The sequence below is a fragment of the Streptomyces sp. NPDC051051 genome (genome assembly GCF_040682975.1).
Taxonomy (GTDB): Bacteria; Actinomycetota; Actinomycetes; order Streptomycetales; family Streptomycetaceae; genus Streptomyces.
Genome location: NZ_JBFBCB010000011.1, coordinates 142226 through 166465, shown reverse-complemented (window position 1 = coordinate 166465; position 24240 = coordinate 142226). Strand labels below are relative to the sequence as shown.

The window sequence follows — 24240 nt, the reverse complement described above, 5'->3', positions numbered from 1 at the left end:
AAGCTCCGGTGCTCGACCACCCGGATCACCAGCATCGTCCAAGCCGTCCTCACCCTGCATCTGACCAGCTCAGACCGATGATGGAAAAGACTCAGGGGCCGACAAGCTCACCTATCTCGCCGGCGACCACCACGGAACGTCCTCACTGGCAATCAACGCCGACGCGGCACAGAACTTTACCAAGCGCTACACCACTCCCTTCGGCGCAGACCGCGGCGCGCCGCTGTACGGCCCCTGGCCCGACGACAAGGGATTCCTCGGCAAGACACGGGACGTCACCACCGGCCTGACACACGTCGGCGCCCGTGAATACGATCCCGGTATTGGTCAGTTCATCAGCCTCGACCCCCTTCTCACTCTGACGCAGCAGAATTCGCTCAACGGCTACAGCTACGCCAACAACAACCCCGTCACGGAAAGCGATCCGACGGGCCTCGAATCCTGCTACCCGAACTTCTGCTCCGGAAGCAACGGAACCTACGACGACTACAAGCCGAGCAAGGATCCGGAATCCAAGTGCTACGGAACTTCCGACCCCAACTGCGGGTTCTCCAACGGCGGAAGTGGCAGCAGCGGCACGTCCAAGAGCACTTCGGGTAAATCCTCGAAATCCTCCAGCAATGAACGCGTAGTAGTCGCAGGAATCATGGTTCCGACGGAGGAGGAACTGCGAGCCCGCCCGTACTCCGGGGACGAGAGCTACTCCATGCTGGTCGTCAGGTGGGCCGAGGGCCAATGCATGATGGATCCGGCTTCGGACTTCTGTGCAGCCGCACACAATCTCGGCTGGATCCGCCCGTCGTCGGACCTCCTTTTGACGCTTCTCGGTGTCGATGACATAGCCGCCTGCGCCCACGGCAGTGTCAGCGGCTGCCTGTGGACAGCCGCCGGCTATCTCCCCTTCGGGAAGATAGCCGTAGCCGCCAAGCTCCTGGGTAAGGGCAGAAAGTCAGCAGACGTCGGTGTCGAACTCGGGAGTTGCCTCGTTCCACACAGCTTCGTCCAGGGAACCGAGGTCCTGCTTGCCGACGGCACCGCCAAGCCCATCGAGGACGTCGAGGTCGGTGACGAAGTCGTCGTCACTGATCCGGTCAGCGGTGAAACCACGACCCGTGAGGTCGTCGACACCATCGTCACGGAGGACGATAAACACTTCGTCGGCCTGACTGTCACCGCTGATCTGCTCGACCTCGCTGACGGCGCGTCGGTCACAGCGACGACCACGCACCCGTTCTGGTCGCCCTCACGGAGAGCTTGGATCGACGCCGGCGACCTCGAGCCCGGCATGACATTGCGCACCGACAAGGGCGCAACCGTCACGATCGCCGGAACCCGTCACTTCACTGAGCACCAGATCACCTACGACCTCACTGTCGCTGACATCCACACGTACTATGTGCTGGCGGGCGAGACGCCAGTCCTCGTTCATAACAACAATTGTGACGTTGCTGGCCGAGGGCTTTGGCAGCTAACCAAGGAAGGCTCGACGAAGCTCCTGAAGGGAGGGCCGTTCAAGACCACCTTCTACAAGAGCGCCTCGGACGGCACCTGGTGGACTCCGGACGTGACCGGCCATGGCCAATCGGCTTTCAAGGTCTATCGGGAGACCAGTAAGGGGCTCGAATGGATCTCAGACGCCGATAAATACGGCAACTATATGCCGGACAAGTGGAAGGGTGACACGGGAAAATTTATCCCGATGAACAAATTGAGGGGTGTCAAGGGATGATCGAGACCGCCGACGAGTTCGTACGACTGCGCAACAGTTCGGATCCGCAGGAATGCCGCAGGGCGACAGTGGAGGAGGCGTCCGTGCAGGTATGGGCGGAGGTCGTCGATCGGTACCCGGAAGAGCGGGTGGGGGTCGTCCAGAATAAGACGGTTCCCTTGGCTGTTCTGGAAATGCTGATCGGTGACCCTGATGCTCGCGTTCGCTTCATGGTGGCTATGAAGCGGAAACTGTCACCGAACCTTCTCGAACAGCTCGCTCGCGATGTGGACGAATCGGTCAGGATGAGAGTTGTACAGCACAAGAATACGTCCAGGGAGACATTGGAATCTCTTCGAAATGACCCCTGGAGTGAAGTCCGTGCGGCTGCAGAGGGCCGATTGGGCGGCACCGGCAATGATCTCTCTTGAGGGGGGAAGGCGGCCCTCAAGGGCTGCTCCGCTCGTTGCACGGGCCCCAGTTCACCGCCGAGGGGGCCGCTCCAGGCGACGAGGGTTGATCTGCAAAGTGCTGTAGTGAAACGGGAGCCCCGGAGGCGGGGCCCCGTGGGCCATGACGGCAGTAGTTGACGGCAACGTCAGCGGACGGAGGCGGTAGCGGTGACGCCGATGTGGGCGTGGCCGAGGAGTTCCTTGATCACGACGAGTTCGGCTTCCTGTTCCAGGAGCAGGGTGGCGGTCGAGTGCCTGAGGTCGTGGAAGCGGATGAGGCGGAGGCCGGCCTTGCGGAGGAGCGTGGTGAAGGCGCGGGTGAGGTTGATCGGGTCGATCGATTTGCCCTGCGCGGTGGTGAACACGTGCCCGTTGGGCTGCCACGCGGTGCCTACTGCCTCGCGCTCGCGCTGCTGCTGGCCGTGGTGGCGCTTCAGCGACTGGACGCGGCAGGTGGGGAGAGCGATGCGGCGTTCAGAGGCCCAGGTCTTGGTGGGTGGCGTGGTGAGCCATCCTGCGCTGATGCGGTGGATAGAGGCGGTGCCTGTGCCGAGCTTGAGTCCTTCTCAGCGGAGGATTTTCATTATGGCTACCTTTCCGGCCCGTACCAGGTAGTGAGGGGTGTGGATGTGGCCATGGGGAGTGACTCGAAGAGGATGGGGCCGGGGTAGAAGACGGCGCTTCCCGGGCCGAACATGGATTCGCCGGAGAAGTAGCGGTACAGCCACTCGGAGAAGGGCATCCGGTACTCGTGGAAGTCCTGCTCGTCGCCGTTGCAGGCCAAGAGGCGCCGGTCTCCGGAAGGGGCATCCGCGACTCCGAACAGACACTCTCCGCGATCCGTTGACGCCAGGGGGACCAGGCCGTCAGGTCCGCCGAACAGTGGGCCCTCGGGGAAGCCGGGGCACTGGGCGTCCGTCAGGTTGCTGCGCGTGAAAGCGGTGACCGTCTCCTTCATCCATTGCCCGAGGTTCCACCGCTCCGCGGAGGGCCGACGCAGAAAGAGATGCACGTTCACCTGGACCGGCGCGTACCCGGTCACGATCCTCTTGTAGTCGCGGGGAAGGGACACGCCCAGCTCGCGCTCCAATGCGCCCTAGTCCGCGTTCGGCAACGATGTAGGCCTTTCCGGCCCGAGGGCCTCTGGCACGGCGTCCTCGGTGTTACGCGTCATCCCGTTCCCGTTCCTTGAGACCGGATATCAGGGCGCGCAGGCCGGGGCCCGTCGTGGTGAGGACGGTGTCCGGGGCGTCGCTCTCGCGGAGGTGGACGGTTCCGGTGGGGGTGGCGGCGACGTAGAGGCAGTTCGAGCTGTCGCCGCTGTACGAGGACTTCTGCCAGTGGAGGGTGGTCTGCACGGTCGCTGCCTCTCAGACGTCCTGGATGAGGTGGTGGATGAAGTCACGCGACTGGGAGTGGTCCAGCGCGATGGACTCCATGTGGTCCAGGACGGCACGGTACTTGGTCAGCTGTGCCTCCGCGTCCAGGAAACCGCAGCCGCCGTGGTGTGTGTCCAGCTGGACTGTGTCGAGTTGCGGCACGGGCCCCTCGACGTAGTCGAAGGACTGGCCGGTGCTCGGGAAGTGCTCCGTGCCGAACGGCACCACCCTGAGCGTGACGTGGGGCAGCTCGCTCATGTCGATCAGGTGCTTGAGCTGCCCGAGGGCGACTGCCGGACCTCCGTAGCCCATGCGCAGGGCCGCCTCGTGGATAAATGCCGAGTACAGGGGAGGGTTCTCCCGGTGCAGAACGCCCTGCCGCTTGATGCGGTGCGTGAGGCGGTTCTCGATCTCGTACTGCCGCATGGGCGGCACCACGCCGCGAAACAGGGCGCGGGCATGGTCCGTGGTCTGCAGGAGCGCGGGGATGTGGATCACGAGGGCCACGCGCAGCCCGGTTGCGTGGTGTTCCAGTTCCGCGAGGTCGACGAGGGTGGCGGGCAGGTGCTCTCGGTACGACTCCCACCAGCCGGGAGGCCGCCGACCGGTAAGGCCGGCCAGGGCGTCGACGAGTGCTTCGTCGGAGCAGTCGTAGGCGGACGCCATGGCGCGGATCCGGTCGGCGCTGACAGGGCTGCGCCCGGTCTCGATCATGCTGACGCGTCCCTGGTTGACGCCGAGCAGGGCTGCGGCGCCCGTCACGCTGAAGCCGGCCTGTTCGCGCAGTCTGCGCAGTTCAGCGCCCAGCCGCCGCTGGCGCAGGGTGGGGTTGTTGGTGGGCGGCAAGACGCCTCCTTCCGGCCTGCGGCGGGGAGTCCATGTCCCCCACACGAGGTAATCGCGGATATATCTGTCTAAATTGGGAGATGTATCTCCCGGCGGTGGCTAGCGTAGTGCCGTACCGCCAACAGGTCTTTCCCCTAAGCCGGAAGCGCACCGATCCAGGCAATGCCACCGCTGGGTGCGGCCGTCGGCGAGTCGCCCCACGTCTCTTTTTCTCTCCGGAGGAGTTCCCATGTCCGTCACCGTAGCCCCGCCCGACACCTGGGTGTACGCCCTTCGGCTGCCGCACGACCCCCGCGCCGCACGGGTCGCACGTATGACCGTGCGGGCGGTGCTCCGCGGGCACGGGAGGGAGGAAGTGCTCGAAGCCGTCGAGCTGTTGGCCTCCGAGCTGGTCACCAACGCCTACCTGCACACCAGGGGGCCCGCCTCCCTGCGGATGACCGCCCTGAGCGACGGGCGGATCAGGGTCGGCGTGTGGGACAGCCACCCGTACGTCCCGGCGCCCTTCGCCAAGCCGCCCGGGGACCGGGTGCCGCCCGCCGGGGTGGACCGGGAAGGCGGGCGCGGGCTGTACCTCGTGCAGGAGTACGCGGACTGGTGGGGCGGGTGGCCGCTGGAGGGTGGCCGACTCGGGCGCGGTGGCGGGAAGTTGCTGTGGTTCGAGGTCGGCGGGGCGGGAGTGGCCCCGGAAGGTGGATCCTCTCGGTGACTGGAGGACAACTGGCCCGATCTGAAGGTGACTTGAGCGGTCCGCTGTCAGTGGCCCCCGATAGGTTCCGCATGCGCCGCGGCTCGCAGAGCCACGCCGCGCACCTCGTGACCGGTACGACCGGCATGCCCCGGACGACGTAGGGACACCCATGGAACCCGTATTCGCCGACTTCTCCACCGACCCGGCCCAGTTGTCGAACGCCCTGGTCGCCCACCACCGTTGCGGGATCGCCCCCTCGCACCTCGCGCTGGGCGCCGGCGGGTACGTCAGGCTGGACTTCACGGTGGGGGAGCGGGAGGAGATCGCCGAGGCCGTCGTCGAGGTGACCGTGCTCGGTGCGGGCGCTCCGATGGACGTGCTGCTCAACGGCAAGGTCGTCGCCGAGGAGTTGGCCGTACCGGGGGACGGGGGGCACGGCGACCCGCGGGTCGCCGTCCTCAGTGTGCCGGGGGAGCTCCTGACCGTGGGCGACAACCTCCTCGAGATACGCAACCCCGAGGGCGCGGAAGGGCTGCTGCGGCTGCGGGCCGTGACCGTGGACCCCGCGCACGACCGGGAGCGGTCGGAGCGTGCCAGGGAGGCGCGGGGGGCCGGCCGGTCCGTCGTCGCCTTCACCACCGAGGTCCGCGCCCCCGGCGCCACCGCCTGGCAGACCGGCCCCCGGCTGCTCTTCCACATCGACAGCATCCGCAGCGTCGACGGCGGCGACAGCGGCGAGCGGACCCTGCCCGCGCACCTCGCCTGGCGCGGGGCGGACGGCTCGGAGGCGGCGATCGGGCTGCGCGCGGACCTGTCCGGTTTCCTGGGCCACCGCACGACCGCCGACGGCGCGGTCACCGAGTACCGCGGCACCCTCGCCGACCGCCGGGCCTATCCCGAGGGCACGGCCGGAGCCCCGCTGCACCGGTTCTCCACCGAGGAGGGGCACGACGGCGCCTGGTCCCCCTCCGGCGAGCTGCGGCTGCTGCTCGACGACGGCGGGGCGCCCGTGCAGCGCGTATCCTGGACCGACCGGCGGGGCACCACCGCCTCGGTCGTTCTCGGCTCCGCCCGCAAGCCCGTCGCGGCGGAACCCGTCGGCGAGCTGCGGGACATCACCCGTACGGTCGTCGACGTCGAGGCGAGCGACGAGTTCGACCTGGTGGGCGAGGTCGCGGACAACCTGCTCACCAAGTCCTGGAGCAAGTGGCTGGCCAACGACGAGACCGCCGAGCTGGACTTCACCCTCGAACGTTCCGCCGCCGTCGCCGTGTACCGGCTGACCTCGGCGAACGACGCCCCCGAGCGGGACCCGCAGGACTGGGAGCTCCAGGGATCGCACGACGGCGACCACTGGACGACCCTGGACTCCCGCACCGGAGAGCGGTTCCGCCAGCGCCACGAGACGAAGGAGTACTCCGTCGCCTCACCCGCCTCCTACGCCCACTACCGCCTGAACATCACCTGCAACCACGGCTCCGACCAGACCCAGCTCTCCAGGGTCCAGTTCCTCGCGGGCGAAATCCCGGCCGCCGGGCCGACGCACGGTGCCGCCGACTTCACCGGCTACCGGGCGCCGCGCGGGGGCGACCCCGTCGGATACCGGGGCACGGCCGTTCCCGGCCCCTGGTCCGACGCCCCCGGCCAGGAGGAGGGGAAGGAAGCGGGGCGGGCCCTCCAGCAGCTGCTCGCCGGCGATCTCGGCGACACGGCCCGCGGCCTGGACGACGCCGCCCGGCTCATCGGCAAGCTGGCGGCGTACCTGAAGAACTCCTGAAGCCGTGGCGGCCCGCCACGGACGGGCAGGGAGCGGCGTGCGGGGCGGTCGTCAGCACGGCCACGCTCAACGGGCGGCACCACCACGGTACGTGCGCTTGTCGAGAAGGGCTTCGGCGTCGAGGCCACCGTCCGCCGCCGGATCCTGCAGGTCGTGGAGGGCGCGCAGGCGACGGTCGCGCGCCACTGTTTCGCGCAGGGCCGTGTTGATCGTGTCGCGCTTGGTCGTGGTCCCCAGTTCCTTGGCGGCCGCTTCCAGCGCTTCGTCGTCGAGGTCGATCACCGTACGGCTCATGACTGTCCTCCGTGTATACACGGGCGTACATCAACGTACCTGACCGGATGTACATGGGCGGGTCGCGTCCGTCGCAGTCCACGGGGCGCCGTCGGCGCGGCGGCGTGTCCCGAGAGGTGTTCCGGGCCTTCGGTCGCCGGGTGGGTGTCGTGCTCGCGGAGTCCGAATCCGCCGCTTCATGCTTTTGTCGGGCAAGTATCTGTTCCGACTCCGGGTATCTCGTTCGGGTGCACATCGCCCCCGAATGCAGCACACCATCTCTCGCGTGGCGCTCGTTAGGTGGGCGTGACAGAACAAGAAGAACGCGGAGAACCCGTCCTGCCGTCGGCGGTCGATGGTCGTATGTTCACCAGCGTCGGAGTGCGGCCCCGCACCTCCTCGGAACTGCTGGAAGACTTCCGGAAAACCATCGACGGTCTCGAAAGGGAATACCTGAGGGAGGCTCGGAGGATTCTCGGCGGCGAAACTTCCACGATTTTCACCCCATCAGGATCTCGTGCGCTCGACATGACATTCTGAAAGAGGGCGCGGAGAAACTTCAGATGGACAGGTTCGGCAATAACAGCCACTTTTACAATCAGCCCTACGTTCCGAGGATGGGAGACGAGCCGAGGGGTCCGTACGACAGCATTCCCTTCCCTGCCCAGCAGTCCTGGGACAGCGCACCGCACACCGCCGCCCGGGACGGCGCACCGCAGGCCACCGCCTGGGACAGCTCGTCGCACACCACCGTGTGGGACGGCGTGCCGCAGGCCACCGCCTGGGACAGTGCCCCGCACGCCACCGTCTGGGAGGGCGTGCCGCACACCGCCGTACTGGACGGCTGGGACCCGGACGAGGAGCTGGCCGCGATGCTGGCCCCGGCGCAGACCCAGCAGCCCCCTCCCGAGCCCCTGCCCCTGGACCGGCCCCACCACCGGGGCGAGCGGCGGCGGACGCGTCAGGAGCCGGACTTCCCCGCCGGCCGACGCGTCACCCACGCCACGGTCCTGATCGCCGCGATCTTCGTGTGTGCGGCGTGCCTGCTGGGCTGGTCGGTCTCGTACACCTACGGGCAGCTCCGCCTGATCGCCGAGGGTATGCTGCCCGACCCGGTGGCGCGGTGGTGGCCGCTCGCGGTGTACGGGCCGTGGTTCGTGGCGGCTCTATCGATCCTGCGGGCCACGGTGCAGCACCGGCGCGCGCGCCGCTCCTGGAGCGTCCTGCTCGCGGCCTCGGCGATGGCCGCGGCCCTGTGCGTCGGCCACTCCTCCCGCTCGCTCATGGCGTTCGTGATGTTCGGGGTGCCGCCCGTCACCGCCCTGGTGTGCTTCTGGGAACTCATCGGCCAGGTCTCCTCCAAGCAAGGGGCCCGGCAGGGAGCGCACGCGCAGCGGGGTCCCGGGATGTGAGGAACTCCGCCGCCCGACCGGCCGGGCGGCGGCCGGCCGCCGTGGTCCGGGGCCGGTGGGGAAAGGGCGGCGGCCGGGCGGAGGACCGGCGTCACGCGTCCTCGCCGCCCGACAGGCGGCGCAGTACCGCTCCGCACCTGCGGGCGTACGCCTGCTGCAGTTGGCGGGTCGCCGGGCCGCCCGCTCGGGCGTACCACTTGGCCGGGCGGCTGAAGGCCGCGACCGTCAGCCAGACCGTGCCGTCGCCCGTGCGGTCGACGACGAAGGACTCCTCGCCGGACTCCGGGTGGCCGGGCAGGGTGCCGTAGGCCCAGCCGGCGCGGCGGCGTTCCTCGACCGTCCAGACGACGCGGCAGGGGGCCTTGACGACGCCGGCCAGGGTGACCGTGACGTCCACGCCGGGGGCCGCGCGGTCGGCGCTCGTCTCGACGCCGACGCCGAGGGCGCGGTGCATCTCCCAGGTGAGGACGGCCTCGGCGGCGCGGCGGAAGACCTCCTCGCCCTCCCCGAGGCGCGTGCGCACGTGCAGGGCGTGGAAGCCGGGCGGGCAGAAGCCGGGCTCGCGGGTGGCGCCGACGTCCTCGTACGTGAAGTCCCCAACTGACATGGGACCCAAGAGTAGGGCGGCACCCGGGGAGTCCTCCTCCCGGGTGCCGCCCCGTCTCATTCACTCACATCGGTGACTCGCGTCAGGCGACGTTGACCGCCGTCCAGGCGGCCGCGACTGCCTTGTACTCGGTGCTGGTGGAGCCGTACAGGGCCGACGCCGCGCTCAGGGTCGCCGTGCGGGCGCCCGCGTAGTTCGTGGTCGACGTCATGTACGTGGTGAGGGCCTTGTACCAGATCTGGGCGGCCTTGGCGCGGCCGATGCCGGTGACCGTGGAGCCGTTGTAGGTGGGGGAGTTGTAGCTGACCCCGTTGATGGTCTTCGACCCGCTGCCCTCGGACAGGAGGTAGAAGAAGTGGTTGGCCGGGCCGGACGAGTAGTGCACGTCCAGGTTCTTCAGCGTCGACGACCAGTAGTTGGCCGAGGCGCCGTCCTTGCTCGGCTGGTCCATGTAGCGCAGCGGGGTGCCGTTGCCGTTGATGTTGATCTTCTCGCCGATGAGGTAGTCGCCGACGTCGGAGGAGTTGGCCGCGTAGAACTCGACGGCCGTGCCGAAGATGTCGGAGGTCGCCTCGTTCAGGCCGCCGGACTCGCCCGAGTAGTTCAGGCCCGCGGTGTTCGAGGTGACGCCGTGGCTCATCTCGTGGCCGGCCACGTCCAGCGAGGTCAGCGGCTTGGTGTTGCCGGAGCCGTCGCCGTACGTCATGCAGAAGCAGCTGTCGTCCCAGAACGCGTTGACGTACGCGTTGCCGTAGTGGACGCGGGAGTAGGCGGCGACGCCGTTGTTCTTGATGCCGTTGCGGCCGAAGGTGTTCTTGTAGAAGTCCCAGGTGGTCTGGGCGCCGTAGGCCGCGTCGACGGCGGCCGTCTGGTCCGTGGAGGAGCTGGAGGCCGCGCCGGTGCCCCAGACGTCGTCCGCGTCGGTGAACAGCGTGCCCGCCGAACTGGTGGTGCTACGGGCTTTGTTGTACGTCTTGTGGCCGCCGCGCGAGGTGTCGTACAGCTGGTACGTCGAACCGGACAGCGTCGTGCCGAGGGTGACCGTGCCGGAGTAGAGGCTCTTGCCGGTGCCGGTCTCGACGCCCTGGTACTCGTACAGCTTCGCCCCGGTCGCCGCGTCGGTGATGACGTGCAGCTCGTTGGGGGTGCCGTCGTCCTGGAAGCCGCCGACGACGGTCTCGTAGGCCAGGACCGGCTTGCTGCCGTTGCCCGCCCAGATCACCTTGCGGGGCGCCTGCGAGGCCTCGGTGTCCTCGGAGCCCGCCGCCTTCGCCAGCGACAGCGCCTGGCTCTCGGCCTTGGCGGCGCCCACGGCCGGGGTGGTCGAGGCGACCTTGATGGTGGCCGTCGTCGCCTTGGTGACGCCCTTGTTCGCGCCGGCCGCCGTCTCGTGGACGACGAGGTCGCCGCCGAGGACCGGCAGGCCCGCGTAGGTGCGCTCGTAGCGGGTGTGGACCGTGCCGTCGGCGTCCTTGACGACGTCTCTGACGACCAGCTTCTCCTGGGCGCCGAGGCCTATCTCCTGCGCGGTGGAGGCGGCGTCGGCCTGCTTGTCCTGGATCAGGGCGGTGCGGGCGGCCGGCGCCAGCGGGGTCGGGACGGCGAGGGGCTTGGCGGCCGTCACGTCCGCGGAGGTCTGGGCGGCGGCGCTGCCGGTGGTGAGTCCGGTGGTGAGGAGGGCCCCGGCGGCGACGGCGGTGGCGATGGCCAGGGTGGTGCGCTTGCGACGCGCGTAGAGGGAGGACACACAAGCTCCTTGGGTGTGGGGGTGCCCGGACGGCGTGGGGTGGCCGGCCGTGACGGCTGTGAAGTTGTGCGGCGGGTGACAGGAAGATTGGCATCTGGGTCGCGTACATGTCATGACCCTGAAGTGATGTTGACCGAAAATCGACCAACCGGTGAACGTTGCCGTTGTGTGAACGGGCGTGACCTCGGTCAAAGGCCAACAGGAGGCGGGCAATCGGATGGCAAAAAGAGGACGCCGCCCCGGGCGTCGAAGCCCCGGAGCGGCGTCCTGTGGGTGGGGGGTGGGCCGGTGCGCGGCCCCCTGTCACGGTGCAGCGGCGACCTACGGGAAGGTCAGCTTCCAGCCGTTGATGTAGCCCGTGTCCGCGGCCGCGTTGTCCTGGACCCGCAACGTCCAGACACCGTTGGCGACTTCGGAGGACGCGTTCACCGTGTAGGTGGTGTTGATGTTGTCCGCGCTGCCGCCGGTGCCGTACGCCTTCAGCGTGTACGCCGTGCCGTCGGGGGCGAGCAGCTGCACCTGGAGGTCGCCGATGTAGGTGTGGACGATGTCGACCGCCACCGCGAGGTTGGACGGCGCGTTGCCCGTCCGGCCGGAGACGGTGATCGGCGAGGTGACCGCCGCGCCGTTGTCCGGAATCGATACGTCGGTGGTGGACTCGAAGGAGGTGCCGCCACCGCCGCCGTCGCCGGGCCGCGCGCCGACCGCGATGGCCGCCCACGCGTTCTGCACCGCCGTGTACTCGGCGCTCGTCGTGCCGTACAGCTCACCGGCCGCCGCGAGGGTGCCGGTGCGGGCCGCCGCGTAGTTGGTGGTCGAGGTGAACTTCGTGGTCAGCGCACGGAACCAGATCTTCTCCGCCTTGGCCCGGCCGATGCCGGTGACCGGCAGCCCGTCCGAGGTGGGCGAGTTGTAGGTGACACCGTTGATGGTCTTGGTGCCGCTGCCCTCGCTCAGCAGGTAGAAGAAGTGGTTCGCCGGGCCCGAGGAGTAGTGCACGTCGATCGAGCCGATGCCGGAGTACCAGCTGTCCTTGGACGAGCCGTCCTTGCTCGGCTTGTCCATGTAGCGCAGCGGCGTGCCGTCGCCGTTGATGTTGATCTCCTCGCCGATGAGGTAGTCACCGACGTCGGAGGAGTTCGCCGCGTAGAACTCGACCGTCGAGCCGAAGATGTCAGAGGTCGCCTCGTTCAGGCCGCCGGACTCGCCGCTGTAGTTGAGGCCGGCCGTGTTGGAGGTGAGCCCGTGGGTCATCTCGTGCGCGGCCACGTCGATCGACGTCAGCGGGTTGGCGTTGCCGGAGCCGTCGCCGTACGTCATGCAGAAGCAGCTGTCCGACCAGAACGCGTTCACGTAGTTGTTGCCGTAGTGGACGCGGGAGTACGCCCCGACCCCGTCGCCGCGGATGCCGGAACGCCCGTGCACGTTCTTGTAGTAGTCCCAGGTCAGCTGGGCGCCGTAGGCGGCGTCGGCGCCGGCCGACTCCAGGTTCGACGCGCTGCCGTTGCCCCAGACGTCGTCGGGGCCGGAGAAGAGCGTGCCGGTGCCGGAGGTGCCGCGGTTGAGGTTGTACGTCTTGTGGCCGCCGCGGGCGCCGTCGGTCAGGTTGTACGTCGACCCGGACTGCGTGCTGCCGATGGTGACCTGACCGCTGTACACCGTGTTGCCGGTGCCGGTCTCGATGGCCTCCCACTTGTACAGCTCGGCGCCCGTGGTGGCGTCCGTGATCACGTGCAGTTCCTGCGGGGTGCCGTCGTGCTGGAACCCGCCCACGACCGTCTCGTAGGCCACGGTCGGGGTGCCGTTCGCGGCCCAGATCACCTTGCGGGCCTCGCGGTTGACGGCGGGGCTCTTGGCGTCCTCCGCCTTCGCCGCCGACAGCGCCTGCGCCTCGGCCTTGGCCGCGGGCACCTTGGCCGTGGTGGTGGCCGGCTTGATGGCGGCGCGGGTCGCCTTGACGACGGACTCCGTCGCGCCGGCCGGGGTGGACTCGACGACGAGGTCGCCGCCGAGGACCGGCAGGCCCGCGTAGGTGCGCTCGTAGCGGGTGTGGACCGTGCCGTCGGCGTCCTTGACGACGTCCCGGACGACGAGCGCCTCCTGGGCGCCGAGGCCCAGTTCCTTGGCCTGCTGCGCCTTGCCGGCGTTCGCGTCGCGGATCAGCTCGGCGCGCTGGGCGGGGGTGAGGCGGACCGACTCGGAGCCCGGTGTCGCCTGGCCGGCCGCCCGCGGCGACTGCCCGGGGGCGGCCGTCGCGGCACCGGACTGCACGGCGGCGGCGATGAGCGCGGAGACGCCGACGAGGGCGAGGGCCGCGGCTCTGCGGGAGGGGGTGTGGGAGGTGCGTCTGCGAGAGGGACTGCTGCTCAACACTGACTCCTTCTGCGCGGCCGCGGGTCACGCGGCCGGGGGAGACCGCACGGCGGGTGGGCCGCGCGGGCACAACTGGGGCCGTACGCAGAACGGTGAAGCTGTGGGGTTGCTGTGCAGTAGCAGTGGGAAGAGTGGCAGCCGACAGCGCTATCTGTCAGGAGCGCGTCAGGAAGTTGGCTGGAAACGGTTCGTTGTCCGGGAGTTCATGTTCGATATACGGAGAGATCACCACGGATCGCCCGTGGCCCCCGCCGCCGCACGACGTCCTACGTGTGCCGTCGCCCCCCCCCGTGCCGCGCCCTACGTGTGCCGCCGCTCCCCGTGCCACGTCCTACGTGTGCCGCCGCTCCCCGTGCCACGTCCCCCACAGCGCCGCGTACGCCCCGCCCGCCCGCACCAGCTCGTCGTGCGTGCCGAGTTCGGTCAGCCGGCCGTTCTCCATCACGGCGACCCGGTCCGCGTCGTGCGCGGTGTGCAGCCGGTGGGCGATGGCGATGACCGTACGCCCGCGCAGCACGGCGGCCAGGGCGCGCTCGGTGTGCCGGGCGGTCGCCGGATCCAGCAGGGCCGTCGCCTCGTCCAGGATCAGCGTGTGCGGGTCCGCCAGCACCACCCGCGCCAGGGCGAGCTGCTGCGCCTGCGAACCGTCGATGCGGCGCCGGTCCGCGCCCACCTCCGCGTCGAGACCGCCCGGCAGCTCCCGCACCCAGTCGGCGGCACCGACCGCGGCCAGCGCCGCCCACAAGTCCTCTTCCGTCGCGGCCGGTTCGGCGATCAGGAGGTTCTCGCGGACCGTGCCGAGGAAGACGTGGTGCTCCTGGGTCACCAGGACGACCTGCCGGCGCAGCGCCTCCGGAGCCAGATCCGCGACCGGCACCCCGCCCACCGTGACCGAACCCGCCGTCGGCGCGTCCACGCCCGCCAGCAGCCGGCTCAGCGTCGTCTTGCCCGCACCCGACGGGCCCACCACCGCGAGCCGCTCCCCGGGCCGCACCGTCAGGTCCACCCCGCGCAGCACCTCGCCGCCGCGGTCGTAGGCGTACCGCACGCCCGTCACGTCGATCCGGTCGTCCGCCGGGGCCGGCGCGCCCTCCTCCGGTCCGGACCGCGGGACCCGTGCCAGCCCCTCCACCCGCGCGAACGAGGCGCCACTGCCCTGGAGTTGCTCGACGCGCATCAGGATCTCGTCGAGCGGCCCGGTGAACTGCCGCAGGTACAGGGCCGCCGCCACCACCGCCCCGAGGCTCAGCGCCCCCCGCGCGTGCAGCATCCCGCCCACCAGCAGGACCCCCGCGACGGGCAGCGAGTACGACACCTCCACCACCGGGAAGAACACGCTCCGCAGGAACAGCGTGTGGAACCGTGTGCGGCGCGAGGCCTCCAGCGCGTCCCGGCTCGCCGCCGTCCGCCGCTCCTGGAGCCGGAACGCCTCCACCGTGCGGGCCCCGCCCGCGGTCTCCGCGAGGACGTCGGCGACCTCCGAGGTGGCCGCGCCCTCGGCGAGGTACCCGGCGCGCGCCCGCCGCAGGTACCAGCGCAGCACCCACCAGATCGGCGTCAGCCCGAGCACCCCGACCGCGCCCAGCAGCGGGTCGATCACGAACACCGCGCCCAGCAGCAACAGCGCCTGCACGGTGCAGACCAGCAGTTCGGGCCCGGCGTCCCGCAGCGTCGTGCCCACCGCCGCCACGTCGGCGGTGCCGCGGGTGGTGAGGTCGCCGGTGCCGGCCCGTTCCACGACCGACGCGGGCAGCGCCAGCGTCCGCTCGACGAAGCCCTCCCGCACCCGTGCGAGCGTCCGCTCCCCGAACCGGTGCCCCGCGTACCGGGCCCAGCGGGCCAGCAGCAACTGCGCCAGCGCGCACCCCAGGATGGCCGGAGCCAGCCGGTCCACCGCCGCGACGCCGCCGCCGGAGCGCACCTCGTCGATGATCCGGCCGAGCAGCCAGGGCCCGGCCAGACCGGCCGCGGCGGCCAGCACGTTGAGCGCCAGGACGGCGGCGAAGGCCCGCCCGTCGGCCCGCACCAGACGGCCGGTGGCCCGCCGCACCTCGGCCGGCGAGGCCGCCGGAAGCCGCCCCGACGCCCCCTCGCCGCCCCCGGCCGGAACCTTCCCACCAGTCCCACCAGCCCCGCCGGACCCGCCGGACCCGCCCGAGCCACTCGCCGTCATCGCACAGCCCCCTCGACGGGCCCGTCCCCTGCCCCGCCGCTGCTGCACGGGCTCCGTGTGTCCTGCGTGTCCCGCGAGGCCTGCGCGCTCGGCGGGACCGGGGTGTCCCGCGTGACCTCCGCCTCCTCCGCGTCCCGCGCCACCAGCGCCCGGTACCCCGGCTCCGTCTCCAGCAGCTCCCGGTGCCGGCCGCTCGCCGCGACCTTCCCGTCGACCAGGTACAGCACCCGGTCCGCGTGGTCGAGCAGCAGCGGGGAGGTGCTCGTCACGACGGTCGTCCGGTCGGCGCGCGCCTCGCGCAACCGCCGAGCGATCGCCGCCTCGGTGTGCGCGTCGAGCGCCGACGTCGGCTCGACGGCGAGCAGCACCTCGGGGTCGGCGAGCAGCGCCCGCACCAGCCGTACGCGCTGCCGCTGGCCACCGGACAGGCTGCGGCCCCGCGCCGCCACGGGGGAGTCGAGCCCGTCGGGCAGGCCCTGCAGGATGTCCTCGGCGGCGGCCGCCCGCAGCGCCCGGTCGATCTCCGCGGCGGACGCGTCGCGCCGCCCGCCCACCAGCTCGCGCAGGCTGCCGGCGAACAGGTCCGCCTCGTTGTCCGCGACCAGGATCCGCTCCCTCACCCGCGCCGTTCCCACCTCGTCGAGACGTACGCCGCCCCAGGTGACGTCGGTCGGCCCGTACCGGCCCAGCCGGTCGATCACGGCGGCCGTGTCGGCGGGCCGCCCACCGGCCAGCGCCGTCAGCAGACCGGGCACGACCCGCACACCGGAGGCGGGGTCGTACAGCACCGCCGGACCGGCCGGCGCGTCGGCGGTGCCGCCCGCCGGGTCGTCCGGCTCCAGCCGCAGCAGCCGTACGACCCGGCGGGCGGCGACCACACCCCGGCTGAGCTGGTAGCCCATGTCCACGATGAACGCGACCGGGCCGACCAGTACGGCCACGTAGCCGTACACCGCCACCAGCTCGCCGACGGTCAGCTCGCCCCGGGCCGCGAGCCGGGCCGCCAGCCAGGTCACCACGGCGAGGAACACCGTCGGCAGGCCCACGCCGAGGGCCTGCATCCAGCTGGTGACCGAGCCGACCCGGTAGCCCTGGGCGCGCAACCGCTGCGAGTCGCGGTGGAAGGCGTCCGCGAACAGGTCCTTGCCCCCGAGGCCGTTGAGCACCCGCAGGCCGCCCGCGAGGTCGCCGATCCGCGCGGTGAGCACCCCCTGCCGCTCCCGGTACTCGCCCTCGGCGCCCTGGAGCCGCCCCATCAGCGGGCCGACCAGCACGGCGATCACCGGCATCCCCAGCAGTACGACCGCCGCGAGCAGCGGCGAGACCGACAGCAGCACCCCGGCGACGACGACGTAGACGACGACCGAGCCGATGCCCGGTCCGATCACCGTCAGGGCCGTGGCGATGGGCTGCACGTCGCCGACGCCGATCGTGACCACCTCCCCGGCTCCGACCCGGCGCGGCAGCGCGGCGCCCAGCCGGACCGTGTGCCCGACGACCACCTTCACCGTGCGGAAGTTGGCGTCCATGCGCACCTGGGTCATGGTGCGGTGCCGCATGATGCTCACCCAGGCGTTGAACGCCCCCACCAGCAACAACGCGGCCGTCCAGCCCACCAGCGCGGCCGTGTCACCACCCTCGAGACCGTCGTCGACCGCCCTCGACATCAGGTACGGCGCGACCGCCAACAGCACCATCCAGACGCTGGACAGCACCGCTCCCGCCACCGCCCGCCCCGGCTGGCGGCAGGTCAGCCACCACAGGTACGACCAGCCGCCGCGGCAGTCGGGCGTGCCGGGGTCGGCGTAGGCGTCGATCGGCCGCCGTCCCGTGCGCCGGACCCTCACGCGAGGCTGTCCCGCCAGGCGCGGTGCAGGTCCGCGAACCGGCCGGTGCCCGCGACGAGTTCGTCCGGGGTGCCGTCCTCGACGATCCGTCCGTGCTCCATGACGAGCACCCGGTCGGCGATCTCCACGGTCGACAGCCGGTGCGCGATCACCACCGCCGTACGGCCCCTCAGGACCGTCGCCATCGCCGCCTGCACGGCCCGCTCGCCGGGCACGTCGAGCGAACTGGTCGCCTCGTCGAGGATCAGCACCGCCGGGTCCGCGAGCAACGCCCGTGCGAAAGAAACGAGTTGGCGCTGACCGGCGGAGATGCGGCCGCCGCGCCTGCGGACGTCCGTGTCGTAGCCGTCGGGCAGCGCGCTGATGAACTCGTGCGCGCCGATGGCCTTCGCCGCCCGCTCGATGTCCTCCCGGCTCGCGTCCGGCCGTCCGAGCGCGATGTTGTCGGCGACCGTCCCGGAGAACAGGAAGGCCTCCTGCGTCACCATGACCACCCCGCGCCGCAGCTCGGCCGTCGCCAGCTCGCGCAGATCGACGCCGTCGAGCAGCACCCGGCCCGCCGTCGGGTCGTAGAAGCGGGCGAGGAGCTTGGCCAGGGTGGACTTCCCGGCGCCGGTCGAGCCGACCACCGCGACCGTCTGTCCGGCGGGCAGGGTGAGGTCGAAGCGGGGGAGGACCTCGCCACCGGTGCGGTAGCCGAAGCCGACGCCGTCGAAGACGACCTCGCGGCCGGGCATGCCCGACCGGCGGGCCGGCAGCTCCCGGGGCGCGGCCGGCTCGGGCACGGACGGCTCCTGGGCCAGCAGTCCCGCGATCTTCTCCAGGGAGGCCGCCGCCGACTGGTAGGAGTTGAGGAACATGCCGAGCCGGTCGATCGGGTCGTACAGCCGCCGCAGGTACAGCACCGCCGCGGCCAGCACGCCCAGCGCCAGCGAACCGTCCGCCACCCGTTGGGCGCCCCACAGCACGATCAGCGCGACGGCGGTGTTGGCGACCAGCCGGGAACCGACGACGTAGCGGGCCATCTCCAGCAGGGCGTCGCCGTTGGTCCGCTCGTGCCGCTGGTTCAGGACCCGGAAGTCGGCCTCGTTGACGGCCTCGCGGCGGAAGGCGCGCACCGGCCGGATGCCGTTGACCGTCTCCACGAACTTCACGATCACGGCGGCGATGGCCGTGGACCGGGCGGTGAACACCCGGCCCGCGCGCCGCTGGTAGACCCGGACGAGGAGGTACAGCGGCCCGAACGACGCCACCGCCACCGCACCGAGGCCCAGGTCCAGCCAGAGCAGCATCGCCGAGATGTAGAGGAAGGACAGGACGACCGTCACCAGCTCCTGGAGGCCCTCGCTGAGCAGTTCGCGCAACGACTCCACGTCGGTGGTGGAGCGGGAGATGAGCCGGCCCGAGGTGTAGCGCTCGTGGAAGTCGACGCTCAGCGCCTGCGCGTGCCGGAAGATCCGGCCGCGCAGATCCAGCAGCACGTCCTGGTTGACGCGGGCGGAGGCGATCAGGAACGCGTACTGGAGCCCGCCGCCGGCCAGCGCGCACCCCAGGTAGCCGACGCCCACCGCGACCAGCGGTCCCAGGTCGTCCTCCCGGAACGCCGGCACGGCACGGTCGATGGCGTACGCCACCAGCAGCGGACCCGCCTGCACGGCCGCCTGCTGGAGCAGCAGCAGGAACGTGGTGAGGGCGACGCGCGTCCTCATCGGAGCGAGCAGCGAGCGCAGCAGGGTGCCGGTGGCGCCCGGCGGGGTGGGCAGGACGTCCCGGTCGAAGGCGTCGGCGTCCTCCCGGGCGGCCGTCAGGTCCCGCTCGTCGTCGGCGGTGGAGGAGGCGGTCGTGGGCGCGGTCATCGGCGGTCGGCCTCCTGGTCCCCGGACATCAGACGGGCGTACTCGGCGTGGGTGCGGAGCAGTTCGTGGTGGGTGCCCACGGCGGTGATCCGGCCGCCCGACAGCAGGGCGACCCGGTCGGCGAGCAGCACGGTGGACGGCCGGTGCGCGACGATCAGCGCGGTCGTGTCGGCGAGGACGCGGCGCAGGGCGGCCTCCACGGCGGCCTCCGTGTGGACGTCCAGCGCGGACAGCGGGTCGTCGAGCACGAGGAACCGGGGCCGGCCCACCACCGCCCGCGCCAGCGCGAGTCGCTGCCGCTGCCCGCCGGACAGGCTCAGCCCCTGCTCACCGACCTGGGTGCGGGTGCCCTGCGGCAGCGCGTGCACGAACTCGGCCCGGGCGACGGCCAGCGCCCGCTCCAGGTCGCCGTCGTCCGCGTCGCCGCCGGCGCCCATCAGCACGTTCTCCCCGACGCTCGCGGAGAACAGCGTCGGCTCCTCGAAGGCGACGGCCACCTTCGCGCGCAGCTCCTCGCGGGGCATCGCGGTGATGTCCTCGCCGTCGAGCGTGATCCACCCGGAGGTCACCTCGTGCAGCCGCGGCACGAGCGCGGTGAGCGTGGTCTTCCCGCTGCCGGTGGCGCCCACCAGCGCCATGGACTCGCCGGGCCGGATGTGCAGGTCGACACGGTCGAGGACGGGCGGGGAACCGGGCTCGGCGTCGGGGTAGCGGAAGGTGACCCCGTGGAACCGCAGGCCCCCTTCGGGGGACGACGCGTAGCCGCCGGAGGCTGCCGAGGCCGGAGCCGGGTCCTCCGTGACGGGGACCGCCGGAGCCGAGCTCTCCGTGACGGGGGCCGGGGGCGGGGCCGGCGCCCGCCCGACGGGCACCCGGTCGTCCTCCGGCTCCGCGTCCATCACCTCGAAGTACCGTTCCGTGGCCGTCGCGGCCTCCTGGCTCATCGCCAGCAGGAAGCCGATGGAGTCCACCGGCCAGCGCAGGGCGAGGGCCGTGGAGAGGAAGGCGACCAGCGTGCCCGCGGACAGTTCGCCGTCCGCGACCTGCACCGTCCCCAACACCAGCGCCGCGCCGATCGCCAGCTCGGGCAGGGTCACGATGACCGCCCAGATCGTCGCCAGCAGCCGCGCCTTGTGCAGTTCCGTCCCGCGCAGTGTCGACGACAGCTCGCGGAAGGCCCGCGCCTGGCTGCGGTGCCGGCCGAAGCCCTTGACGATCCGGATGCCGAGGACGCTCTCCTCGACGACCGTCGTCAGGTCGCCGACCTGGTCCTGGGCGCGTCGCGCCACGCGCGCGTACCGGTTCTCGAAGACCACGCACATGACGATCACGGGGATCGCGGGCCCGAGGATGACCAGCCCGAGCGTCCAGTCCTGAAGCAGCATGATGGTCACGCCGACGAGGATCGTCACCCCGTTGACCAGGAGGAACGTCAGCGGGAAGGCGAGGAACATGCGCAGCAGCATCAGATCGGTGGTGCCCCGGGACAGCAGCTGCCCCGACGCCCACCGGTCGTGGAAGGCCACCGGCAGCCGCTGCAGGTGCCGGTACAGGTCGGCCCGCATCTCCGCCTCGACGTGCGACAGCGGCCGCGCCACCAGCCAGCGCCGCAGCCCGAACAGGAGCGCCTCCGCGACCCCGAGCAGCAGCAGGTACAGCGCCCCCAGCCAGACGCCCGCCGGGTCCCGGTCCGCGACCGGCCCGTCCACCATCCACTTGAGGACGAGCGGGATCACCAGCCCCGTGCAGGAGGCGATGACCGCGATGGCCGCGGCGGTGGACAGCCGCGCCCGGACGGGCCGCACGTACGGCCACAGGCGCAGCAACGTCCGTACGGCGGAACGGTCCTTGGCGGGCGCAGGTGTCGTGAGCATCAGGAGCGAGCCTACAAATCACCACTGACGACGCCCACCGAGTTTCGGCCGGTCCGGGCTCGGTCCTCGGACCTACGACCTGCGTGTTCGGGCCCTCGAACGGGTCGGACGCGGGTCCCGGCGGCGGGCGGGCGTCATCCGATCGGCCGATGCGGTTCCGAGCCGGTCCTCGGCCGTGTCACCGGTCAGCGGTCGGCGACGCGCATCTCGAACCAGGTCGTCTTGCCGCGCGGCAGCAGGTCGACGCCCCAGCGGTCGGACAGCTTGTCGACGAGGAACAGCCCCCGGCCGCTGACGTCCAGCTCCTGGACCGGCATCAGACAGGGCAGCCCCCGTGAGGGGTCCCGGACCTCGACGCGGATCCAGCCCCGCCGCCTGCGCAGGCGCAGCCCGAAGACGCGGGCACCGGTGTGGCGTACGGCGTTGCCGACGAGTTCCGAGACGAGCAGGACGGCGTCCTCGGTCATCCTGGGGGTGAGCTGCCAGCGGCGGAGGACGACGACCTGGGTGAGGCGCCGGGCCGTGGCGGCGGATTCGGGGCGGGACGGCAGCTGGACCTCCGCGTCCGTGGGGTCACCGAACAACTCCAGTGCCTTGAGTCCCTGTTCGTCCTCGACCGCAGGCGACCAGCGTGCCGCGGCCACACGCCCGTGCCCCCGCGGCTGTTCGATACCCTCCAGCCCCGCCATGCCCCCATCATGGCGGCCCGGGGCCTCGCGCGGGGCCGTTCCGGGGGAATACGCCCCCCGGAAGACCCCATTCCGCCCGAATCGGTCGGCAGGCGCCGGAGGTGCTCGGGCGGAGGACGCATCCCTTCTGACCTGCGACGACACCTCGTCGAGGGGCGATCGGCGGGCTTCCTCGGCGAGGCGGCCCCGAGGTCACCGCACGGTTCCGGTGAAGCGCCCCATCGGGGGACCCGCACAGGGTTTGGGCGGGACCCCGGGCGGGACCCCGGCCGTGGCCTGGATGAGGTGCTCCGTCAATTGCAAGGGTTCCAGGGGACCTTCGGCGAGACGAGGCTCACATCAGCCCCGTCCCGGGGGCCGGCGGAACGGCCTCACCGGAACTTCGCCTTGCCCGGCCCCTCCTCCACGAAGCTGCGCATGCCGGTCTCCCGGTCCGGGGTGGCGAACAGGCCCGCGAACCAGTTCCGCTCCACCGCGAGACCCGTCTCGATGTCCGTCTCCAGACCGGTGTCGACCGACTCCTTGGCCGCCCGCAGCGCGAGCGCCGGACCCTGCGCCAGCTTCGCCGCCCACGCGTGCGCCTGCGCGTACACCTCGCCGGCCGGGACCACCCGGTCCACCAGCCCCAGCGTCAGCGCCTCGTCCGCCTTCACCGTGCGGCCGGTGAAGATCAGGTCCTTCGCCCTGGACGGGCCGATCAGCCGGGACAGCCGCTGGGTGCCCCCCGCGCCCGGGATCAGACCGAGCAGGATCTCCGGCTGGCCCAGCTTCGCGTTGTCCGCGGCGATCCGGAAGTCCGCGCACAGCGCCAGCTCGCAGCCGCCGCCCAGCGCGTATCCGGTCACGGCGGCGACCACCGGCTTGGGGATGCGGGCCACCGCCGTGAAGGCGTCCTGGAGGGCGCGGGCGCGCAGGACCATGGCCGTGTGGTCCATGAGCTGCATCTCCTTGATGTCCGCGCCCGCCGCGAACACCTTCTCGCCGCCGTACACGACGACGGCCCGCACGTCGTCACGGCGGCCCGCCTCCTCGGCGAGTTCCTTCAGCCGGTCCTGGGTGGCGACGTTCAGCGCGTTCATGGGCGGGCGGTCCAGGCGCAGCGTGCCGACGCCCTCGGAGACTTCGAGATTCACGGTCATGCCAGCAGGTTAACGGCCACTAACGGGACCGGGCCCGGTGCCGTGGGTCACAGCACCGGGCCCGCCGTCGCGCGAGAACCGCGGGGAGCTACTTCGTCCACTCCGCCCACGGGATGTTCCAGCCGTTGAGGCCGTTGGACGGGGAGACCGTCGGGTCGGTGGAGTTCTTCACGACCACCACGTCGCCGGTCATCGAGTGGTTGAAGAACCAGGCGGCCGGCACGCCGCTGTCGTAGCCGCCGCGCACGTCCCGCAGGCCGATGCAGCCGTGGCTGGCGTTGTAGTTGCCGAAGGCGTCGCCGCCCCAGTAGTTGCCGTGCACGAAGGTGCCGGAGTCGGTCAACCGCATGGCGTGCGGGACGTCCTTGATGTCGTACTCGCCGTCGTAGCCGACCGTGTCGCCGTTCATGCGGGTCACCGTGAACTTCTCACTGATGACCATCTGGCCGTTCCAGGTGGCGTAGCCGGCCTTGCCGGTGGTGACCGGGAGGGTCTTGACGACCTTGCCCTCCTGCATGACCTGCATCGTGTGCTTCCTGGCGTCCACGACGGACACCTGGTCGCGGCCAATGGTGAAGGAGACCGTCTTGGACTGCTTGCCGTAGACGCCCTTGCGGCCCTCGACGCCGTCGAGGTTCAGCTCGACCGTCACCTTGGTGCCGGCCTTCCAGTACTTCTCGGGCCGGAAGTCGAGGCGGTCGTTGCCGAACCAGTGACCCTGCACGTCGACGGCCGGGACCGTCTTGATCCTGATGGCCTTCTCGACGTCGTCCGGCGCGGTGATGCCCCGCGTGAAGCGGACCGAGAACGGCATGCCGACGCCGACGGTGGAGCCGTCCTCGGGAGTGAAGGTGCCGACGAAGGTGTTCTCGGGCGTCAGCGTGGTGAAGGACGCGTCCTCGGCGGCCGTACGGCCCTCGGCGTCCTTGGCGACCGCGTGCACCTGGTACTTGGTGGCGGCGGCCAGATGGGTGCTCGGCGTCCAGCCGGCGCCGTCCGCGGAGATCTCGCCGTCGACCTTCGCACCCCCGGCGTCCTTGACGACGACCTCGGTCAGCTTGCCCTTGGCGGCCGTCACCTTCAGGGCGCCGCTGGTGTCGACGGACTTCGCGCCGTCCTTCGGGGCGATCGAGACGACCGCCTCCGACTGCCCGCTCGCCGCGGTCGCGGCGCCCGAACCCTTGCCGTCCTGCGTCTTCTCCGCCCCGGAAGCCCCGCCCCCGCAGGCCGTGACGGTCAGCAGCAGTCCTCCGACGAGCAGCGCCAGCCGCCTGTCGAGGCCGTGCCGGCGCCCACCAACCGATGCCCCCGATATCGGTCGCACGTTCAAGTCCGTTCTCCCCTCCCCCGGGCCGGTCGGGCCCGCACGCAGGCACGTCCCCTGCGCTGCGCGCATA

Annotated in this window: 20 protein-coding genes and 3 pseudogenes; 8 read left to right on the top strand and 15 right to left on the bottom strand. The window is 71.1% G+C overall.

The genetic code is table 11. From position 1 onward, the window contains the following. The 4 genes and pseudogenes from AB0N31_RS11865 to AB0N31_RS11850 form a co-directional block, all read left to right on the top strand. Positions 1–81, top strand: a pseudogene (locus tag AB0N31_RS11865) (IS5/IS1182 family transposase); the annotation flags it as partial. Between the two features lie 64 nt (positions 82–145). Further along, positions 146–424, top strand: a pseudogene (locus tag AB0N31_RS11860) (RHS repeat-associated core domain-containing protein); the annotation flags it as partial. 222 nt (positions 425–646) lie between these two features. Further along, entirely contained in the window at positions 647–1729 is a 1083-nt protein-coding gene (locus AB0N31_RS11855; RefSeq protein ID WP_366058212.1) for a polymorphic toxin-type HINT domain-containing protein, read from the top strand. After that, positions 1726–2139, top strand: coding sequence for a hypothetical protein (locus tag AB0N31_RS11850; RefSeq protein ID WP_366058211.1), 414 nt, complete (start codon positions 1726–1728; stop codon positions 2137–2139). Before AB0N31_RS11855 ends, AB0N31_RS11850 begins: the two co-directional genes overlap by 4 nt. A gap of 167 nt (positions 2140–2306) precedes the next feature. Here the strand turns inward: AB0N31_RS11850 and AB0N31_RS11845 are convergent. The 4 genes and pseudogenes from AB0N31_RS11845 to AB0N31_RS11830 all read right to left on the bottom strand — a co-directional run. Beyond that, positions 2307–2735: pseudogene (locus AB0N31_RS11845) on the bottom strand (tyrosine-type recombinase/integrase); the annotation flags it as partial. Between the two features lie 14 nt (positions 2736–2749). Continuing rightward, positions 2750–3250 carry an SMI1/KNR4 family protein gene (locus AB0N31_RS11840; RefSeq protein WP_366058210.1) on the bottom strand — a complete coding sequence of 167 codons (501 nt, stop codon included), beginning with the start codon at positions 3248–3250 and terminating at the stop codon, positions 2750–2752. 73 nt (positions 3251–3323) lie between these two features. Further along, complete coding sequence (locus AB0N31_RS11835; protein ID WP_366058209.1) at positions 3324–3518, bottom strand: DUF397 domain-containing protein; 195 nt, start codon at positions 3516–3518, stop codon at positions 3324–3326. 12 nt (positions 3519–3530) lie between these two features. Then, positions 3531–4385, bottom strand: coding sequence for a helix-turn-helix transcriptional regulator (locus AB0N31_RS11830; RefSeq protein ID WP_366058208.1), 855 nt, complete (start codon positions 4383–4385; stop codon positions 3531–3533). A gap of 229 nt (positions 4386–4614) precedes the next feature. On the opposite strand from AB0N31_RS11830, the gene AB0N31_RS11825 reads away from it, so the two are divergent. Both AB0N31_RS11825 and AB0N31_RS11820 read left to right on the top strand, forming a co-directional pair. Beyond that, positions 4615–5094, top strand: a complete 480-nt coding sequence (locus AB0N31_RS11825; RefSeq protein WP_366058207.1) for an ATP-binding protein — start codon at positions 4615–4617, stop codon at positions 5092–5094. Between the two features lie 151 nt (positions 5095–5245). Continuing rightward, complete coding sequence (locus tag AB0N31_RS11820; protein ID WP_366058206.1) at positions 5246–6853, top strand: alpha-1,2-mannosidase; 1608 nt, start codon at positions 5246–5248, stop codon at positions 6851–6853. A gap of 66 nt (positions 6854–6919) precedes the next feature. On the opposite strand, the gene AB0N31_RS11815 is transcribed toward AB0N31_RS11820, so the two are convergent. Beyond that, positions 6920–7147, bottom strand: a complete 228-nt coding sequence (locus tag AB0N31_RS11815) for a type II toxin-antitoxin system VapB family antitoxin (RefSeq protein WP_366058205.1) — start codon at positions 7145–7147, stop codon at positions 6920–6922. 285 nt (positions 7148–7432) lie between these two features. Here AB0N31_RS11815 and AB0N31_RS11810 point away from each other — a divergent pair, with 285 nt between their 5' ends. Next, positions 7433–7666 carry a hypothetical protein gene (locus AB0N31_RS11810; RefSeq protein WP_366058204.1) on the top strand — a complete coding sequence of 78 codons (234 nt, stop codon included), beginning with the start codon at positions 7433–7435 and terminating at the stop codon, positions 7664–7666. A 77-nt stretch (positions 7667–7743) separates the two neighbouring features. Then, entirely contained in the window at positions 7744–8538 is a 795-nt protein-coding gene (locus tag AB0N31_RS11805) for a DUF2637 domain-containing protein (protein WP_366058203.1), read from the top strand. Between the two features lie 91 nt (positions 8539–8629). Here the strand turns inward: AB0N31_RS11805 and AB0N31_RS11800 are convergent, their stop codons facing one another. From AB0N31_RS11800 to AB0N31_RS11755, 10 genes are all read right to left on the bottom strand, one after another. Further along, positions 8630–9145, bottom strand: a complete 516-nt coding sequence (locus AB0N31_RS11800; RefSeq protein WP_366058202.1) for a DUF1990 domain-containing protein — start codon at positions 9143–9145, stop codon at positions 8630–8632. Between the two features lie 82 nt (positions 9146–9227). Further along, a complete protein-coding gene (locus AB0N31_RS11795; RefSeq protein ID WP_366058201.1) occupies positions 9228–10892 on the bottom strand; it encodes a M4 family metallopeptidase in 1665 nt (554 codons plus the stop codon). Between the two features lie 321 nt (positions 10893–11213). Beyond that, positions 11214–13262: a M4 family metallopeptidase gene (locus AB0N31_RS11790; protein ID WP_366058200.1), complete on the bottom strand. Its 2049-nt coding sequence runs from the start codon at positions 13260–13262 to the stop codon at positions 11214–11216. 334 nt (positions 13263–13596) lie between these two features. Beyond that, positions 13597–15315: an ABC transporter ATP-binding protein gene (locus AB0N31_RS11785; RefSeq protein WP_366058199.1), complete on the bottom strand. Its 1719-nt coding sequence runs from the start codon at positions 15313–15315 to the stop codon at positions 13597–13599. Between the two features lie 119 nt (positions 15316–15434). Further along, positions 15435–17135, bottom strand: coding sequence for an ABC transporter ATP-binding protein (locus AB0N31_RS11780; RefSeq protein WP_366058219.1), 1701 nt, complete (start codon positions 17133–17135; stop codon positions 15435–15437). A gap of 146 nt (positions 17136–17281) precedes the next feature. After that, complete coding sequence (locus tag AB0N31_RS11775) at positions 17282–19141, bottom strand: ABC transporter ATP-binding protein (protein ID WP_366058198.1); 1860 nt, start codon at positions 19139–19141, stop codon at positions 17282–17284. Continuing rightward, a complete protein-coding gene (locus tag AB0N31_RS11770; protein WP_366058197.1) occupies positions 19138–21015 on the bottom strand; it encodes an ABC transporter ATP-binding protein in 1878 nt (625 codons plus the stop codon). The genes AB0N31_RS11775 and AB0N31_RS11770 overlap by 4 nt, the downstream gene beginning before the upstream one ends. Before the next feature lie 185 nt (positions 21016–21200). Beyond that, complete coding sequence (locus tag AB0N31_RS11765; RefSeq protein ID WP_366058196.1) at positions 21201–21704, bottom strand: ATP-binding protein; 504 nt, start codon at positions 21702–21704, stop codon at positions 21201–21203. A gap of 371 nt (positions 21705–22075) precedes the next feature. Then, positions 22076–22843, bottom strand: a complete 768-nt coding sequence (locus tag AB0N31_RS11760; RefSeq protein ID WP_366058195.1) for an enoyl-CoA hydratase-related protein — start codon at positions 22841–22843, stop codon at positions 22076–22078. An 88-nt stretch (positions 22844–22931) separates the two neighbouring features. Next, positions 22932–24173 (bottom strand): Ig-like domain-containing protein, encoded by a 1242-nt coding sequence (locus AB0N31_RS11755; protein ID WP_366058194.1) that lies wholly within the window; start codon positions 24171–24173, stop codon positions 22932–22934. Positions 24174–24240: the final 67 nt, after the last annotated feature.

What these genes read in the sequence shown, in the direction of transcription:
- AB0N31_RS11855 (WP_366058212.1), top strand. Translation starts at nt 647, where the DNA reads ATGGTTCCGACGGAGGAGGAACTGCGAGCCCGCCCGTACTCCGGGGAC.
- AB0N31_RS11850 (WP_366058211.1), top strand. Translation starts at nt 1,726, where the DNA reads ATGATCGAGACCGCCGACGAGTTCGTACGACTGCGCAACAGTTCGGAT.
- AB0N31_RS11825 (WP_366058207.1), top strand. Translation starts at nt 4,615, where the DNA reads ATGTCCGTCACCGTAGCCCCGCCCGACACCTGGGTGTACGCCCTTCGG.
- AB0N31_RS11820 (WP_366058206.1), top strand. Translation starts at nt 5,246, where the DNA reads ATGGAACCCGTATTCGCCGACTTCTCCACCGACCCGGCCCAGTTGTCG.
- AB0N31_RS11815 (WP_366058205.1), bottom strand. Translation starts at nt 7,147, where the DNA reads ATGAGCCGTACGGTGATCGACCTCGACGACGAAGCGCTGGAAGCGGCC.
- AB0N31_RS11805 (WP_366058203.1), top strand. Translation starts at nt 7,744, where the DNA reads ATGGGAGACGAGCCGAGGGGTCCGTACGACAGCATTCCCTTCCCTGCC.
- AB0N31_RS11800 (WP_366058202.1), bottom strand. Translation starts at nt 9,145, where the DNA reads ATGTCAGTTGGGGACTTCACGTACGAGGACGTCGGCGCCACCCGCGAG.
- AB0N31_RS11780 (WP_366058219.1), bottom strand. Translation starts at nt 17,135, where the DNA reads ATGGTGCTGTTGGCGGTCGCGCCGTACCTGATGTCGAGGGCGGTCGAC.
- AB0N31_RS11775 (WP_366058198.1), bottom strand. Translation starts at nt 19,141, where the DNA reads ATGACCGCGCCCACGACCGCCTCCTCCACCGCCGACGACGAGCGGGAC.
- AB0N31_RS11770 (WP_366058197.1), bottom strand. Translation starts at nt 21,015, where the DNA reads ATGCTCACGACACCTGCGCCCGCCAAGGACCGTTCCGCCGTACGGACG.
- AB0N31_RS11765 (WP_366058196.1), bottom strand. Translation starts at nt 21,704, where the DNA reads ATGGCGGGGCTGGAGGGTATCGAACAGCCGCGGGGGCACGGGCGTGTG.
- AB0N31_RS11760 (WP_366058195.1), bottom strand. Translation starts at nt 22,843, where the DNA reads ATGACCGTGAATCTCGAAGTCTCCGAGGGCGTCGGCACGCTGCGCCTG.